At 51.3% G+C, this 15836-nt stretch carries 19 protein-coding genes; 6 read left to right on the top strand and 13 right to left on the bottom strand.

Annotated features, from left to right (window positions below):
* Positions 1 to 32: 32 nt before the first annotated feature.
* From nupG to mutY, 4 genes are all read right to left on the bottom strand, one after another.
* Entirely contained in the window at positions 33 to 1289 is a 1257-nt protein-coding gene (gene nupG / locus FEK43_RS00715; protein ID WP_130207923.1) for a nucleoside permease NupG, read from the bottom strand.
* A gap of 199 nt (positions 1290 to 1488) precedes the next feature.
* Positions 1489 to 2568 carry a membrane-bound lytic murein transglycosylase MltC gene (gene mltC / locus FEK43_RS00710; RefSeq protein WP_130208053.1) on the bottom strand — a complete coding sequence of 360 codons (1080 nt, stop codon included), beginning with the start codon at positions 2566 to 2568 and terminating at the stop codon, positions 1489 to 1491.
* A 64-nt stretch (positions 2569 to 2632) separates the two neighbouring features.
* A complete protein-coding gene (locus FEK43_RS00705) occupies positions 2633 to 2908 on the bottom strand; it encodes an oxidative damage protection protein (protein ID WP_000091700.1) in 276 nt (91 codons plus the stop codon).
* Between the two features lie 27 nt (positions 2909 to 2935).
* Positions 2936 to 3988 (bottom strand): A/G-specific adenine glycosylase, encoded by a 1053-nt coding sequence (mutY, locus tag FEK43_RS00700; RefSeq protein WP_135407799.1) that lies wholly within the window; start codon positions 3986 to 3988, stop codon positions 2936 to 2938.
* A gap of 160 nt (positions 3989 to 4148) precedes the next feature.
* Between mutY and trmB the strand changes: the two genes are divergently transcribed.
* The 5 genes from trmB to FEK43_RS00675 all read left to right on the top strand — a co-directional run bounded on the left by trmB (position 4149) and on the right by FEK43_RS00675 (position 8443).
* Positions 4149 to 4868 carry a tRNA (guanosine(46)-N7)-methyltransferase TrmB gene (gene trmB / locus FEK43_RS00695; protein ID WP_021542238.1) on the top strand — a complete coding sequence of 240 codons (720 nt, stop codon included), beginning with the start codon at positions 4149 to 4151 and terminating at the stop codon, positions 4866 to 4868.
* On the top strand, positions 4868 to 5194 hold the full coding sequence (locus FEK43_RS00690) for a YggL family protein (protein ID WP_001107564.1): 327 nt from the start codon (positions 4868 to 4870) through the stop codon (positions 5192 to 5194). Before trmB ends, FEK43_RS00690 begins: the two co-directional genes overlap by 1 nt.
* Positions 5195 to 5377: 183 nt before the next feature.
* The gene (locus FEK43_RS00685; protein WP_000984799.1) at positions 5378 to 6097 is read left to right on the top strand and encodes a DUF2884 family protein; all 720 of its coding nucleotides are present in this window, start codon (positions 5378 to 5380) and stop codon (positions 6095 to 6097) included.
* 175 nt (positions 6098 to 6272) lie between these two features.
* A complete protein-coding gene (ansB, locus tag FEK43_RS00680; protein WP_135407797.1) occupies positions 6273 to 7319 on the top strand; it encodes an L-asparaginase 2 in 1047 nt (348 codons plus the stop codon).
* 116 nt (positions 7320 to 7435) lie between these two features.
* On the top strand, positions 7436 to 8443 hold the full coding sequence (locus FEK43_RS00675; RefSeq protein WP_131161965.1) for a DUF1202 family protein: 1008 nt from the start codon (positions 7436 to 7438) through the stop codon (positions 8441 to 8443).
* Positions 8444 to 8511: 68 nt separating this feature from the next.
* Here the strand turns inward: FEK43_RS00675 and hemW are convergent, their stop codons facing one another.
* From hemW to yggS, 5 genes are read right to left on the bottom strand one after another with little or no spacing between them, the layout of a single operon-like run.
* Positions 8512 to 9648, bottom strand: coding sequence for a radical SAM family heme chaperone HemW (gene hemW / locus FEK43_RS00670; protein WP_131161966.1), 1137 nt, complete (start codon positions 9646 to 9648; stop codon positions 8512 to 8514).
* Positions 9641 to 10234 carry an XTP/dITP diphosphatase gene (locus tag FEK43_RS00665; RefSeq protein WP_130207915.1) on the bottom strand — a complete coding sequence of 198 codons (594 nt, stop codon included), beginning with the start codon at positions 10232 to 10234 and terminating at the stop codon, positions 9641 to 9643. The genes hemW and FEK43_RS00665 overlap by 8 nt, the downstream gene beginning before the upstream one ends.
* A 7-nt stretch (positions 10235 to 10241) precedes the next feature.
* Positions 10242 to 10532, bottom strand: coding sequence for a DUF167 family protein YggU (gene yggU, locus FEK43_RS00660; RefSeq protein ID WP_001277222.1), 291 nt, complete (start codon positions 10530 to 10532; stop codon positions 10242 to 10244).
* Positions 10529 to 11095 carry an osmotic shock tolerance protein YggT gene (gene yggT / locus FEK43_RS00655; RefSeq protein WP_001094831.1) on the bottom strand — a complete coding sequence of 189 codons (567 nt, stop codon included), beginning with the start codon at positions 11093 to 11095 and terminating at the stop codon, positions 10529 to 10531. Before yggT ends, yggU begins: the two co-directional genes overlap by 4 nt.
* A 17-nt stretch (positions 11096 to 11112) precedes the next feature.
* Complete coding sequence (yggS, locus tag FEK43_RS00650) at positions 11113 to 11817, bottom strand: pyridoxal phosphate homeostasis protein (protein ID WP_000997795.1); 705 nt, start codon at positions 11815 to 11817, stop codon at positions 11113 to 11115.
* Between the two features lie 17 nt (positions 11818 to 11834).
* Between yggS and FEK43_RS00645 the strand changes: the two genes are divergently transcribed.
* Positions 11835 to 12815: a type IV pilus twitching motility protein PilT gene (locus FEK43_RS00645; RefSeq protein WP_131161967.1), complete on the top strand. Its 981-nt coding sequence runs from the start codon at positions 11835 to 11837 to the stop codon at positions 12813 to 12815.
* Positions 12816 to 13042: 227 nt separating this feature from the next.
* Here FEK43_RS00645 and ruvX read toward each other — a convergent pair whose 3' ends face one another.
* The 4 genes from ruvX to rsmE form a co-directional block, all read right to left on the bottom strand.
* The gene (ruvX, locus tag FEK43_RS00640; protein WP_130221432.1) at positions 13043 to 13459 is read right to left on the bottom strand and encodes a Holliday junction resolvase RuvX; all 417 of its coding nucleotides are present in this window, start codon (positions 13457 to 13459) and stop codon (positions 13043 to 13045) included.
* Positions 13459 to 14022: a YqgE/AlgH family protein gene (locus FEK43_RS00635; protein ID WP_130207909.1), complete on the bottom strand. Its 564-nt coding sequence runs from the start codon at positions 14020 to 14022 to the stop codon at positions 13459 to 13461. The genes ruvX and FEK43_RS00635 overlap by 1 nt, the downstream gene beginning before the upstream one ends.
* 108 nt (positions 14023 to 14130) lie before the next feature.
* Positions 14131 to 15081 (bottom strand): glutathione synthase, encoded by a 951-nt coding sequence (gshB, locus tag FEK43_RS00630; RefSeq protein WP_135407795.1) that lies wholly within the window; start codon positions 15079 to 15081, stop codon positions 14131 to 14133.
* Positions 15082 to 15093: 12 nt separating this feature from the next.
* A complete protein-coding gene (gene rsmE / locus FEK43_RS00625; RefSeq protein WP_130207905.1) occupies positions 15094 to 15825 on the bottom strand; it encodes a 16S rRNA (uracil(1498)-N(3))-methyltransferase in 732 nt (243 codons plus the stop codon).
* Positions 15826 to 15836 lie beyond the last annotated feature (11 nt).

Raw genomic sequence — 15836 nt, 5'->3', positions numbered from 1 at the left:
CACCTTCTGGCGCCCCGTTTTTCTTTGCGTAATTAGTGGTTAACAGTTTGTGTACCGGCAGGGACACGAACGTGTTTGTATTTAAACATCGCCATGAATGCGAAGGCCAGAATCACGGAGTAACCTGCGAAAATCAGCCATACGGTCTGCCAGTCGGTAATGCCGTTTTGGGTGTACATCTCAACCACTTTACCGCTCACGATGCCACCGAGGATACAGCCGAAGCCGTTGGTCATCATCAGGAACATCCCTTGCGCACTGGCGCGAATCGCCGGGCTAACTTCTTTTTCGACAAACACCGAACCAGAGATGTTGAAGAAGTCGAACGCACAGCCGTAAACAATCATCGACAGAACCAGCAGTACAGTACCGAACGGAGTCGGGTCGCCGTAAGCAAACAGCGCAAAACGCAGGATCCACGCCACGATACTGATCATCATTACGTTCTTAATGCCGTAGCGGCTTAAGAAGAACGGGATGGTCAGAATGAACAGGGTTTCAGAGATTTGCGAAATCGACATGATGATTGACGCATGCTGCACGATGAAGCTGCTGGCAAACATCGGATCTTTGTCGAAGCTGTGCAGGAAGGTATTACCGAACATGTTGGTAATCTGCAGTTCCGCGCCCAGCAGCATCGAGAAGATGAAGAAAATCGCCATACGCTTGTTTTTAAACAGCGCGAATGCATCGAGGCCGAGCAGCGTCGTCCAGCTCTGATTAGCTTGCTGTTTAGCAACCGGAATATACGGCAGCGTAAAGGTGAACAGCACCAGAACGGCGGAGAGTGCTGCGCCAATATATAGCTGCATGTGGCTCAATTCAAAGCCAGACAGGCTCACAACCCACATCGCCATGATAAAGCCGATAGTACCCCAGATACGGATTGGCGGGAAATCAGTCACGATATCCATTCCTGCATTTTGCAGGCGATAGTAGGAGATGGTGTTGATTAACCCAAGCGTTGGCATATAAGCAAACGAGTTAATCAATATCACGAGGAACATCGCCTCCGGAGTGGTAACTTGTGCCGCCATGAAGAGGGTGATTGCGCCGATGGTGTGACAAATAGCATACACCCATTTCGCACTTAACCATTTGTCGGCCACAATCCCCAGCAAAGCAGGCATAAAGACCGCAGCGATACCCAGCGAGCTATAAACAGCGCCAATGGAAGCACCGTCGAACTTCAGGGTAACGAACATATATGAGCCGAGGGTCGTCAGCCAACTTCCCCACAGACAGAACTGCAGAAAAGAGAGGATTTTCAGCTGCAGCTTAAGATTCATGTTAATTTCCTCACATCGTGATGCGGATGAGTGTTTTAAAAAGCACATTTGACCGTGCAAGATGATGCGATTCTATCAACTTCACTGACTGTTTTTTTGTTATCCGTAGCAAATAATTGCAAATAAACTCAATTTGCAAGGCAAAATTGTGATGCGTATAACACTTTGTCTCGGAGTATTGTCAGAGGCAAAGATGAAATTATCGGCGGCGGTAAGATTTCTGCGCCATGTTCACTTTATAAAGATAGCGACGAGATTCCGCAGACGGATGGCGGGTTGTCAGCGTCTGATAAACATCGCCCGGCGTCATAGTATTTATAATAGCGGCAGCCTGAATTTTATCGTTCGAGAAGACGCGTAATACGCTGCCTGCACCACCGTTATAGGCGGTGATGACGGCATAACGCCGCGACGTTGGGTTATCAATTCCGCCGAGATAAACATTATTCAGCATCGCCAGATACGCGGTGCCGGTATCAATATTGCTGGCAGGATCAAACAAGAAACTGCGGCTCGGCGTGCCGGATTTCCCCTGTGAGCGGAACACATCTTTCCCGGCAGTATGTTGTACCACCTGCATTAATCCCAGCGCATCGGAACGGCTGACCGCATACGGGTTAAAGGAAGATTCGGTCTGCATAATCGCCAGAATCAGCGACTCATCAACGCCATATTTCCGTGATGCCTGGCGGACCATGCCGAGATATTTGTGCGCACGTTTATCAAGGTGGTTCGGCACCATGTTAATGGTCACGCTGTAGATGATACGCAGCCCGTTGCTGCGGCTTTTGAGGCGGTTTTTCAGCAGATAATCCGCGAAGTTACTCGCACGGCCTTCCCAGCGAATCGGCTGCCCGGTGTTATCCACCACCTGACCGTAAAGGAAAGGTTCTTTCGAAATCGTAATATCATCAACGTCGGAATAGAGATCGACCGAACTCGGATCGTCGCCCATCAATAATGTTTTGATAATTGCCCGGCGCAAATGCGCAGCAGGTTCTGTCCCGGCGATGGTTTCGATAGTGATCGTACCGTCATCGAAGTTGATGTGGCTGCGGGTCTGATATTGATCGGTGTATTTCACGTAGTCCTTAGGACCGGCGATCACCACCTCTTTGAATCCCCAAATGTTCTCAATATTGTGGGCAAATTGCCCCATCAGAATATCAAAACCGTTGGTATCTTTGACCCAGGCTTCATTATAGGTATCGCCTTTTTTGGTCGTCGAACAGGAGATGAGCAACGGCGCAATCAAAGCCAGCGCGAGATATTTTTTCATCATTCCGGGTGCGTGTTGTGTTTGTTTTTATGCAAGTTGCCGGAGGCGTGCTCCGGCACTGTTTTTATTTTTTATCTTCCGGCGTATAGCCCTCGATATGCACCTCTTTACCTTCGAACAGGAAGTTAACCATCTCCTGCTCCAGCAGCTTGCGGTGCTCGGCATTCATCATGTTGAGTTTCTTTTCATTAATCAGCATGGTTTGTTTGTGCTGCCACTGCGCCCAGGCTTCTTTGGAGATCTCGTTATAGATGCGTTTTCCCAGTTCGCCGGGGTACAGCTGAAAATCCTGACCTTCTGCTTCACGCTGCAGGAAAGTACAAAAAATCGTTCTGCTCATAAATCATCCTCTTTATCGATTCACGCGCTAAACCGGCGCGCCAGTGCGTAACTGCTGTAACAAACGCTCCACGGGAGCCGCCAGGCCAACTGACGGCGGTTGCGCTAAGTTATACCAGAGCGCATTGCCTTCATCCATGCAGCCGGTGAATGACGACACGGGAAGCCACATAGGCACAATATCTAAGTGGAAATGGCTGAAGGTATGCCGAAACGCGGTCAGTTGCGTCAGGTTATCGGCAGCAATCTGCCGTTGCGCCAGCCATTCTCGCAAACTTTCTTCGTCGGCAAACTGTGGGAAACAGTATAAACCGCCCCACAATCCGCTCGGCGGACGCTGCGCCAGCAATACTTCATCTTTGTGCTGTAACAGCAGAAAGTAGCCGGTGCGCTCCGGCAGCGTCTGTTTCGGCTTTTTGCCCGGATAAAGCGACCAGCTATTATTGGCGGCGGCAATACAACCGTTTTGCAGCGGGCAGAGCGAGCATTTCGGCTTCGAACGCGTACAAATCATCGCACCTAAATCCATCATCGCCTGATTAAACCGCTCCACGCCAACCGCGGGCGTCACCTGCTCGCTCAAACTCCATAATTTATTCTCGACCTCTTTTTTCCCAGGCCAGCCGCTTACAGCATAGCAGCGCGCCAGCACGCGTTTGACGTTACCGTCGAGAATCGGAAAGTGCTTACCCAGAGAAAGTGAGAGAATCGCGCCCGCAGTGGAACGCCCGACGCCCGGTAACGCCGCAACTTCTTCAAAGGTTTCCGGGAATTTACCGCCGTGTAAGGTGGCAACTTGTTGTGCCGCTTTATGCAGATTGCGCGCGCGGGCGTAATAGCCAAGCCCGGTCCACAAGTGGAGAACTTCGTCGAGCGGCGCGTTGGCGAGATCGGTCACCGTCGGGAAGCGCGCCATAAAGCGTTCAAAATAGGGGATAACGGTCGCAACCTGAGTTTGTTGCAACATCACTTCTGAGAGCCATACTTTGTAGGGCGTCTTGTCAATTTGCCAGGGCAGCGTTTTCCGCCCGTATTTATCGTACCAGTCCAGAACCTGGGCTGAAAATTGCGACGCTTGCATGGTCACCGAATTCACTGTTGTTGGGGGCAAGATTGCAGCACAGCCGCGGCGGGGTGTAAACCGGAACTTTCCGCAGCCACGGCCTTATCATGCTTGCATCCGGCAACTAACTTTGGATAATGCCCGTTTTCAGAACACTTTCACAAGCGACTAAATCTTTATGAAAAACGACGTCATCTCACCGGAATTTGATGAAAACGGCCGCCCACTGCGCCGTATCCGTAGTTTTGTGCGCCGCCAGGGGCGACTGACCAAAGGCCAGGAACATGCGCTGGAAAACTACTGGCCGGTGATGGGCGTTGAATTCAGCGAAGATATGCTGGATTTCCCGACGCTGTTTGGCCGTGAAGCGCCGGTGACGCTTGAGATTGGTTTTGGCATGGGCGCGTCGCTGGTGGCAATGGCTAAAGATCGCCCTGAGCAGGACTTCCTCGGCATTGAAGTGCATTCACCGGGCGTTGGGGCTTGCCTGGCTTCCGCGCATGAAGAGGGCTTAAGCAACCTGCGCGTGATGTGTCACGACGCGGTCGAAGTGCTGCATAAAATGATTCCTGACAATTCATTGCGCATGGTGCAACTCTTTTTCCCTGACCCGTGGCACAAAGCGCGCCATAATAAACGCCGTATCGTTCAGGTGCCGTTTGCCGAACTGGTAAAAAGCAAACTGCAGCTGGGTGGCGTATTCCATATGGCGACCGACTGGGAACCTTATGCGGAACATATGCTCGAAGTGATGTCTTCCATTGACGGTTATAAAAACCTGTCAGAGAGCAATGATTACGTACCGCGTCCGGCATCACGTCCGGTGACGAAATTTGAACAACGTGGTCATCGTCTTGGTCACGGAGTATGGGACTTAATGTTCGAGAGGGTGAAATAATGGCAAAGAACCGTAGCCGTCGTCTGCGTAAAAAAATGCACATCGACGAATTCCAGGAATTAGGATTTTCGGTGGCATGGCGATTCCCGGAAGGTACATCGGAAGAGCAGATTGATAAAACCGTTGATGACTTTATTAACGAGGTTATCGAACCGAACAAACTGGCCTTTGACGGCAGCGGTTATCTGGCCTGGGAAGGTCTGATCTGCATGCAGGAAATCGGCAAATGCACCGAAGAACATCAGGCGATTGTGCGTAAGTGGCTGGAAGAGCGCAAACTGGATGAGGTTCGCACCAGCGAACTTTTCGACGTTTGGTGGGACTAATAAAGCATACGGGCGATGACAAATGCAAAACTGCCTGATGCGCTACGCTTATCAGGCCTACAAAGATGCACGATCGAGTAGGCCGGATAAAGCATTTACGCCGCATCCGGCATGGACAACGTGTACTTTGTTATCAATCTGGGGCCAGCAAATGCTGGCCTGATTTGTTCTTGAGGGAAGACTATGATGCGCAAAATGCTGCTGGCGGCAGCACTTTCAGTGACGGCAATGACCGCTCACGCCGACTACCAGTGCAGCGTCACGCCGCGTGACGATGTGATTGTCAGCCCGCAAACCGTGCAGGTGAAGGGCGAAAACGGCAATCTGGTGATCACGCCAGACGGCAATGTGATGTACAACGGCAAGCAATATTCACTGAACGCCGCCCAGCGCGAGCAGGCGAAGGATTATCAGGCCGAACTGCGCAGCACGCTGCCGTGGATTGATGAAGGTGCGAAAAGCCGCGTAGAGAAAGCACGCGTTGCTCTGGATAAAATTATCGTTCAGGAGATGGGCGAAAGCAGCAAAATGCGCAGCCGTCTGACCAAACTTGATGCGCAGCTGAAAGAGCAGATGAATCGCATTATCGAAACGCGCAGCGATGGCCTGACGTTTCACTATAAAGCCATTGATCAGGTTCGCGCCGAAGGTCAGCAGTTAGTGAATCAGGCGATGGGCGGAATTTTGCAGGACAGCATTAACGAAATGGGCGCGAAAGCGGTGCTGAAAAGCGGCGGCAACCCGTTACAGAATGTGCTGGGAAGCCTGGGGGGACTGCAATCCTCAATCCAGACCGAGTGGAAAAAACAGGAAAAAGATTTCCAGCAATTTGGCAAAGATGTTTGTAGCCGTGTTGTGACTCTGGAAGACAGCCGTAAAGCCCTGGTCGGAAATTTGAAATAATCCTCTAGTCTAAGACGGCATAATGCTTTTTTATGCCGTTTAATTCTTCATTTTGTTACCTGCCTCTAACTTTATAGATCTCCAAAATCTATTCACAAAGTAAATTGTTTAACGTCAAATTTCCTATACAAAGCTAAGGGATAATACGTAGCGTTCACGTAACTGGAGGAATGAAATGGAGTTTTTCAAAAAGACGGCACTTGCCGCACTGGTTATGGGTTTTAGTGGTGCAGCATTGGCATTACCCAATATCACCATTTTAGCGACTGGCGGGACGATTGCCGGTGGTGGTGACTCCGCAACCAAATCTAACTACACAGCGGGTAAAGTTGGCGTAGAAAATCTGGTCAATGCGGTGCCGCAACTGAAGGACATTGCGAACGTTAAAGGCGAGCAGGTCGTTAATATCGGCTCCCAGGACATGAACGATAATGTCTGGCTGACACTGGCGAAAAAAATTAACACTGACTGCGATAAGACTGACGGCTTCGTTATTACCCACGGTACCGACACGATGGAAGAGACTGCTTACTTCCTCGATCTGACGGTGAAATGCGACAAACCGGTGGTGATGGTCGGCGCAATGCGCCCATCCACCTCCATGAGCGCAGACGGTCCATTCAACCTGTATAACGCGGTAGTGACCGCCGCTGATAAAGCCTCCGCCAATCGTGGCGTGCTGGTGGTGATGAACGACACCGTACTGGACGGTCGCGATGTCACCAAAACCAACACCACCGACGTAGCGACCTTTAAGTCTGTTAACTACGGTCCGCTGGGATACATTCATAACGGTAAGATTGACTATCAGCGTACCCCGGCACGTAAGCACACCAGCGACACGCCGTTCGATGTCTCTAAGCTGAATGAACTGCCGAAAGTCGGCATTGTTTATAACTACGCTAACGCATCCGATCTTCCGGCTAAAGCCCTGGTAGATGCGGGCTATGATGGCATCGTGAGCGCTGGTGTGGGTAACGGCAACCTGTATAAATCCGTGTTTGACACTCTGGCAACCGCCGCGAAAAACGGTACTGCGGTAGTGCGTTCTTCCCGCGTACCGACGGGCGCTACCACTCAGGATGCCGAAGTGGATGATGCGAAATATGGTTTCGTTGCCTCCGGCACGCTGAACCCGCAAAAAGCACGCGTTCTGCTGCAACTGGCTCTGACGCAAACCAAAGATCCGCTGCAAATCCAGCAGATTTTCAATCAGTACTAATCACTTCGCCCCGGTATCGCGCCGGGGCTTATTCACTTCAGACTCACGTCCATTGCCAATTATTATTACCCTGATGATAATCACTGAAATAAATTATTCCGCGCGAGGGTGTTCCGGTGAAAAAGCAATGGATTGTAGGCACGGCATTGTTCGTGTTGACGTCAGGTTACAGCTGGGCAGATGGCGAATCGCCAACTGAAAATATCTTAAAAGATCAATTCAAAAAGCAGTATCACGGCATTCTCAAGCTTGATGCCATCACCTTAAAAAATCTTGATGCTAAGGGTAATCAGGCCACCTGGTCAGCGGAAGGCGATGTCTCTTCCAGTGACGATCTCTATACCTGGGTCGGTCAGTTGACAGATTATGAACTGCTGGAACAGACCTGGACGAAAGATAAACCAGTAAAATTCTCGGCGATGTTAACCAGTAAAGGAACACCCGCGTCTGGCTGGACGGTGAATTTTTACTCTTTTCAGGCGGCAGCCAGCGATAGTGGGCGGGTGGTCGACGATATTAAAACGAATAATAAATATCTGATCGTAAATAGCGAAGATTTCAATTATCGCTTTAGTCAGCTTGAATCAGCGTTGAATACCCAGAAGAACTCGATTCCTGCGCTGGAAAAGGATGTAAAAGAGCTTGATAAGCTAATGGTGGCGGCGCAGAAAGCAGCAGATGCATATTGGGGAAAAGATGCAAATGGCAAGCAAATGACCCGCGAAGACGCCTTTAAAAAAATTCACCAACAGCGTGATGAGTTTAATAAACAGAATGATAGCGAGGCGTTCGCGGTTAAATATGACAAAGAGGTTTATCAACCGGCGATTGCGGCATGTCATAAACAGAGTGAAGAGTGTTATGAAGTGCCGATTCAGCAGAAGCGAGATTTTGATATCAACGAACAACGGCGACAGACTTTTCTGCAATCACAAAAACTTAGCCGTAAATTGCAGGATGACTGGATAACGCTCGAGAAAGGGCAATATCCATTAACGATGAAGGTTTCAGAAATAAACAGTAAAAAAGTCGCGATTTTGATGAAAATTGACGATATCAACCAGGCTAATGAACGCTGGAAAAAAGATACCGAACAATTGCGGCGCAATGGGGTGATTAAGTAATTGTTGCGATGACGCATGAGTTGTAGCCGGATGCTGCGTACACGCTCGCCGCATCCGGCAATACAAATTTACTCAGCCAGAAAAAGCTCCAGCAGCGAATTTAAAAACAACTTCCCATGTTCCGTTATCTGCCAGTAATCCGCACATTCTGTGAGATAGCCCTGAGCGATAGCCTCGTCTAACTGAGGGCGAATAACTTCTTCAGAAAGGCCAGTATACTGGCTAAACTCCACGCGCGGCGCGGCCTCCAGCAGACGGAAGCGATTCATAAAGAACTCAAACGGCTTATCTGCGGCTTCGACATCACGCTGGCTTTCCAGATACCGCCCCTGCATAAAACCGCGCGGATGCCGCGTTTTGGTGGTACGCAGAATGCGCCCATCCGGGAAGGTCACTTTGCCGTGCGCGCCGCAGCCAATACCGATGTAGTCGCCAAATCGCCAGTAGTTGAGATTGTGCTGGCACTGATAACCGGGCTTGGCGTAAGCGGAAGTTTCATATTGCTGATAACCTGCCGCGGTTAACAACTGATGCCCCTGTTCGAAAATATCCCATAACGCATCCTCGTCCGGCAGTACGGGAGGGCGCGAGCCAAACAGCGTATTGGGTTCGATGGTCAGTTGATACCAGGAAAGATGCGGCGGATTCAGTTCAATGGCCTGGCGCAGATCGCCTAGCGCCTCTTCCAGTGATTGATCCGGCAGCCCGTGCATCAAATCGAGATTAAAGCTACGCAGCCCCAGTCCGCTTGCCAGTTTTGCTGCACGTTTCGCTTCTTGCGGGCCATGAATGCGCCCAAGTCGTTTCAGCTTTTCTTCGCTAAAACTCTGTACGCCAATAGAGATGCGGTTCACACCAGCACGCTGATAATCAACAAAGCGATCGGCTTCAACCGTACCAGGGTTCGCTTCCATAGTAATTTCTGCATCCGCTGCCAGCGGCAAACGCGCACGCACGCCGTCCAGCAGCGTTTGCATCGCCGGGCCGGAAAGCAGGCTCGGCGTACCGCCGCCAATAAAGATTGTCTTTACTTCACGGTCCTGTGCGTAAGCCACATCATTGTCCAGATCGCAAAGCAGATGCTGAACGTAATCGTCGTGCGGCACTTCCCCTTTCAACGCGTGAGAGTTGAAATCGCAGTACGGGCATTTCTGCACGCACCACGGGATGTGAATGTAGAGACTCAGCGGCGGTAATTTAACCATTACGTAAAGCGTCCAGCAGCAGTTTCAATGCCCGACCACGGTGAGAAATGGCGCTCTTTTCTTCGCGGGTCAGTTCGGCAGCGGTTTTCCCTTCGGAAGGCACGAAGAAGATTGGATCATAACCAAAGCCGCCAGTACCCGCTGGTTCACGAGTAATCACGCCCGGCCAGCTGCCGTGGCACACCAGCGGAGTGGGATCTTCCGCGTGACGCAGATATACCAGCACGCAGTGGAAACGCGCCTGACGTTGGTCGTCCGGTACGTCTTTCAGTGTTTCCAGCAGTTTTTGCAGATTCTTTTGATCGGTCGCGTCTTCACCGGAATAACGCGCGGAGTAAATACCCGGCGCGCCACCCAGCGCATCTACCGCCAGACCGGAGTCGTCGGCAATTGCCGGTAAACCGGTCACTTTTGCCGCATGGCGCGCTTTCAGAATCGCGTTTTCGATAAATGTCAGGCCGGTTTCTTCAGCGGAATCTACGCCGAGGTCTGTTTGGGCCACGATATCAAGACCGAAGTCGCTAAGCAGCGACGCCAGCTCACGCACTTTACCGGCATTGCCGGTTGCGAGGACAACTTTTTGCATAGGATACCTAATTAATTAACGCCGCGATTTCTGGCGGGATTTGTTGCGGATTAATGATTTTAATTTGTTTGTGGCGGCCAAGTTCGCCTTTCTCAATCACCACCTGGCTTTTGGCAACCCGGAATTGCTTACCGAGAAACTTCACCAGATGGCTGTTGGCCTGACCGTCAACTGGCGGCGCGGTAATGGCGACTTTTACCTCGTCGCCATGTAAACCGACAATAGAATCACGGCTGGCTTTCGGCTGAATATAGAGCCGTAAAACCAGACCGTCATCATTAACTGTTACGGCACTCATAACGCCATCCACAGCCCCGGCAGCAGCATGTTTCCGGTCGCCTGCAGCACTTCTGCGACACCCATATTAATGACATACAGTAGCAGAACGAGGATCATCGGCGAGAAATCAATCCCACCCATTGCCGGTAGCAGGCGTCGAATCGGGCGCAGCAGCGGATCGGCAAGCTGAATCAGCACGTATTCAATTGGGCTACGACCCTGGCTTACCCAGCTCATAATCGCCATCACCAGCAGGACCCAGAAAATCAGCAGGCCGATGGTTTTCAGCAGAATCAATAAACCGGCAATCCAGATGATCGGCAGGAAGGTCACCACTTTAAACAGCACGATGGCTTTGATGAAACTGAGAATATAGGCAACCAGCAGCGAGGCGCTATCAATTGGCCCCATTGCCGGAATAACGCGGCGCAGTGGCCCGATAATCGGTTGTGTCACCTTCACCACAAACTGTGAGAAAGGGTTATAAAAATCACAATGAGCCCACTGCATCCAGATGCGTAATAACAGCACCATGGTATACAGCTCAATGACCGTTGAAAGCAGGAAAGTCAACGTATTCATGGCGTTCTTAAGATTCCTTATTTTTTAGAGTAATCACGTGCACCAAAGATGGCAGTGCCGATACGAACCATTGTGCTACCTGCCGCAATGGCGGCTTCCATATCGTCCGACATTCCCAGAGAGAGCGTGTCGATATGCGGGTAGCGCGTTTTCAGTCCGGCAAATGCTACAGCCATTTGGCGTGCAACTTCAAACTGCCTTACATATTCTGACTCAGGCGCCGGGATTGCCATCAGCCCGCGTAGACGTAAACGCGGTAGTTCAGCGACCGCAGCTGCCAGCTCGTCCAGTTCCGCCAGTTGAATCCCTGACTTGCTGTTTTCATCACTAATATTAATTTGAATCAGCACGTTAAGAGGGGGAAGTTCTGCCGGTCGCTGGTCGTTCAGGCGTGTGGCGATACGCAAACGGTCGATGGTATGACACCAGTCGAAATGCTCTGCCACCAGGCGGCTTTTATTAGACTGCAACGGGCCAATAAAATGCCATTCTAATCCTGTTACGCCCAGCTCCTGAAAGTGGCGAATTTTATCTACCCCTTCCTGAACGTAGTTTTCACCAAATTGACGCTGCCCGGCATCAATGGCTTCTGCGATGGCGCTCGCAGGTTTTGTTTTACTGACTGCAAGCAGCGTAATTTCTTCTGGAGAACGGCCGCAACGCGTTGCAGCCGCTGAGATTTTGTCCCGGACCTGTGCCAGGTTATGCGCAATATCGTTCATTTTCCGAGGATCTTAGTATGAATATGGAAGAAATTGTGGCCCTTAGTGTAAAGCATAACGTCTCTGATCTACACCTGTGCAGCACCTGGCCCGCACGATGGCGCATTCGCGGCAGAATGGAAGCTGCGCCGTTTGATGCGCCGGACGTCGAAGAGCTACTGCGGGAGTGGCTGGATGACGATCAGCGGGCAATATTGCTGGAGAATGGTCAGCTGGATTTTGCCGTGTCGCTGGCGGAAAACCAGCGATTGCGCGGCAGTGCGTTCGCGCAGCGGCAAGGCATATCTCTGGCGTTACGGCTGTTACCTTCGCACTGCCCGCAGCTCGAACAGCTTGGCGCACCACCGGTATTGCCGGAATTACTCAAGAGCGAGAATGGACTGATTCTGGTGACGGGGGCGACGGGGAGTGGTAAATCCACCACGCTGGCGGCAATGGTTGGCTATCTCAATCAACATGCCGATGCGCATATTCTGACGCTGGAAGATCCTGTGGAATATCTCTATGCCAGCCAGCGATGTTTGATCCAGCAGCGGGAAATTGGTTTGCACTGTATGACGTTCGCATCGGGATTGCGGGCCGCATTGCGGGAGGATCCTGATGTGATTTTGCTCGGAGAGCTGCGTGACAGCGAGACAATCCGTCTGGCGCTAACGGCGGCAGAAACCGGGCACCTGGTGCTGGCGACATTACACACTCGCGGCGCAGCGCAGGCAGTTGAGCGACTGGTGGATTCGTTTCCGGCGCAGGAAAAAGATCCCGTGCGTAATCAACTGGCAGGTAGTTTACGGGCGGTGTTGTCACAAAAGCTGGAAGTGGATAAACAGGAAGGACGCGTGGCGCTGTTTGAATTACTGATTAACACACCTGCGGTGGGGAATTTGATTCGCGAAGGGAAAACCCACCAGTTACCGCATGTTATTCAAACCGGGCAGCAGGTGGGGATGATAACGTTTCAGCGGAGTTATCAACAGCGGGTGGGGGAAGGGCGTTTGTGACGTTGCTGTGCCTGATACGAATTGTAAACATGCCCGATGCGCAAGCTTATCGGGCCTACAAACGTAGTCATTCACACCGCATCCGGCAATGAACGTCTGATGCGACGCTGATGCGTCTTATCAGACCTACGACCGCTGCCACATGTGGGCTGGATAAGGCGTTCACGCCGCATCCGGCAAGATGGCGGGATGACGGTAACGACTATCCGCCAGGCTTTTAAATCGCCTTAATATCCCTGCTCGAAATAACTTTCGAGAATAATAACCGCAGAGGCAGAGTCGACTTTGCCTTTGTTGAGCGCCCGATAGCCGCCCTGTTCAAACAGACCGGAACGCGCTTCCACGGTGCTAAGACGCTCGTCATGAAGCTTTACTTCAACACCGAAACGGCCATGAATACGGTTGGCAAATTTACGTGCTCTGGCAGTCAATGGTTGCTCGGTGCCGTCCATATTCAGCGGCAAACCGACGATGATTTCGTCTGGCTGCCACTCTTTCAGTAAACGCTCGAGGATGTTCCAGTCCGGCGTACCGTCCTGTGCTTTAATTGCGGGCAGCGGGCGAGCGGTGCCGGTAATGCGTTGGCCGACCGCTACGCCAATGCTTTTGGTGCCGAAGTCGAAGGCGAGTAATGTTCCGCTCATCAGGCATGCCCTGCCACACCAGGCATGGTGAGAATATCAACACCAATCAGCCTTGCCGCATCGCGCCAGCGGTCGGCTATCGGTGTTTTGAACAGAATATTCAGATCTGCCGGGGCGGTTAACCACGCGTTATCGAGAATTTCTTGTTCCAGTTGGCCTTTATCCCAGGAGGAGTAACCAAGGGCTACCATCACGTCAGCAGGTTGTTTATCGGTGCCGAGTGTTTCCAGCACATCGCGGGAAGTGGTCATCACCGTGTTATCTGAAATGCGAATGCTGGATGCAAAATTGGATGGAGGGGTATGCAAAATAAACCCGCGATCTTCAGCCAGCGGACCGCCAAGCATAACCGGTTTGTCCAGACGGACAGATTCATCACGCGGCTCTGGCGTGATCTTCAGCTTTTCCAGAATCCCTTCAATTTTGAGATTTTCCAGTGGCTTGTTAATGATGATCCCCATTGCTCCATTGGTATTATGTTCGCAAATGTAGACCACGGAACGACGGAAAATCGGATCCTGGAGAGCAGGCATGGCAATAAGAAAGTGATGCTGTAAATTCATTGTCAGAGGTTCTGTTTCCTGGTTCAAAAAAGCAACAGCGCCCAGTATGCGTGGAAAGTATGGCGCTGTCACTCATAGTCTCAACGAGATCCCTCTCGCTAAACAGGGTTACTGCTGCTGTAATCGTGCTTCAATAGCATCCATTAACATTCCGGTGATAGACACCGGAAACTCTGCTTCAATCTCACGAATACAGGTTGGGCTGGTGACGTTAATTTCAGTCAGGCGGTCACCGATAATATCCAGACCAACAAAAATCAGCCCTTTTTCTTTCAGCGTTGGTCCTACCTGACGGGCGATTTTCCAGTCGCTTTCCGTTAGCGGACGAGGTTCGCCACGACCACCGGCAGCCAGATTACCACGGGTTTCGCCGCCCTGTGGAATACGCGCCAGACAGTACGGTACTGGTTCGCCATCCACCACCAGCACGCGCTTGTCACCATCTTTAATCGCTGGCAGATAATTTTGTGCCATGCAGTAGCGAGTGCCGTGCTCAGTCAAGGTTTCGGCAATCACACCAAGGTTCGGATCGCCTTCTTTCACGCGGAAAATCGACGCGCCACCCATACCGTCCAGCGGCTTAAGAATGATGTCGCTGTGTTTTTCCCAGAACGCTTTCAACTGCGCTTTATTGCGCGTGACCAGCGTTTCTGGCGTTAAGTCAGAGAACCATGCGGTAAACAGTTTCTCGTTACAGTCGCGCAGGCTCTGCGGCTTGTTAACAATCAGCGTTCCTTTCTCTTCGGCGCGTTCCAGAATATAGGTCGCGTAGATAAACTCGGTATCAAACGGCGGATCTTTACGCATCAGAATCACGTCGAGATCGGCCAGTTGCAGATCCTGCTCACCCGTGAACTCGTACCATTTATCGTAGTTCTGTTCGACGCTCAAAGTACGGGTACGAGCGCGAGCCTCACCATTGATCAAATAGAGATCGGCCATCTCCATATAGTGAAGTTCGTAACCACGACGCTGTGCTTCCAGCAACATAACGAAACTGGAATCTTTCTTGATGTTGATGCTTGCGATGGGGTCCATCACGATGCCGAGCTTGATCATTATTCTTCTCCGTTAGCCCAGATCGCCAAAACGCACTTGTAGCGCGGTAATGGCGGTGAGCGCAGTTGTCTCAGTACGCAGAACGCGAGGTCCCAACAGGATATCAGTAAATTGATAGCGGGCAGTCATGGCAATTTCATCTGCCGACAAACCGCCTTCCGGGCCAATCAGCAGGCGGACGCGTTCGACTGGTAACGGCAGCGTGTTGATGCTGTTACTGGCGCGCGGGTGAAGATTGAGTTTCAAGCCTTCATCTTGCTCTGCACACCAGGCTTCCAGATCCATCGCCGGACGGATTTCTGGTACCCGATTACGACCACACTGCTCGCAGGCGGCAATTGCAATTTTCTGCCACTGCTGGAGCTTCTTGTTCAAACGTTCACTATCCAGTTTAACGCCGCAGCGTTCAGAAAAAAGTGGCGTAATGAGGCTTACGCCAAGTTCTATCGATTTTTGGATAGTGAATTCCATTTTTTCTCCGCGCGACATCACCTGACCGAGGTGAATATGCAAGGGAGATTCACGATCGTCTACCTGGCCTTCCAGCACTTTAACTTCCACGCTTTTTTTGCTGGCGCTGGTGATTTCTGCGTCAAAGACCTGGTTGCTGCCGTCAAATAACTGTAATGCCTGACCTGGCCCCATACGCAGGACGCGCCCGATATGGTTAGCGGCATCTTCACAAAGCGCGATCTGCGAATTGCTGGTGAGTGGTTCAGGATGATAAATGCGGGGGATACGCATGGTTAAATATC

It is taken from the genome of Escherichia sp. E2562 (genome assembly GCF_005781075.1).
In the GTDB taxonomy this organism is placed as follows: domain Bacteria; phylum Pseudomonadota; class Gammaproteobacteria; order Enterobacterales; family Enterobacteriaceae; genus Escherichia.
Note: the sequence above shows the minus strand (reverse complement) of the source record. Positions and strands in the feature narration are given on the sequence as shown.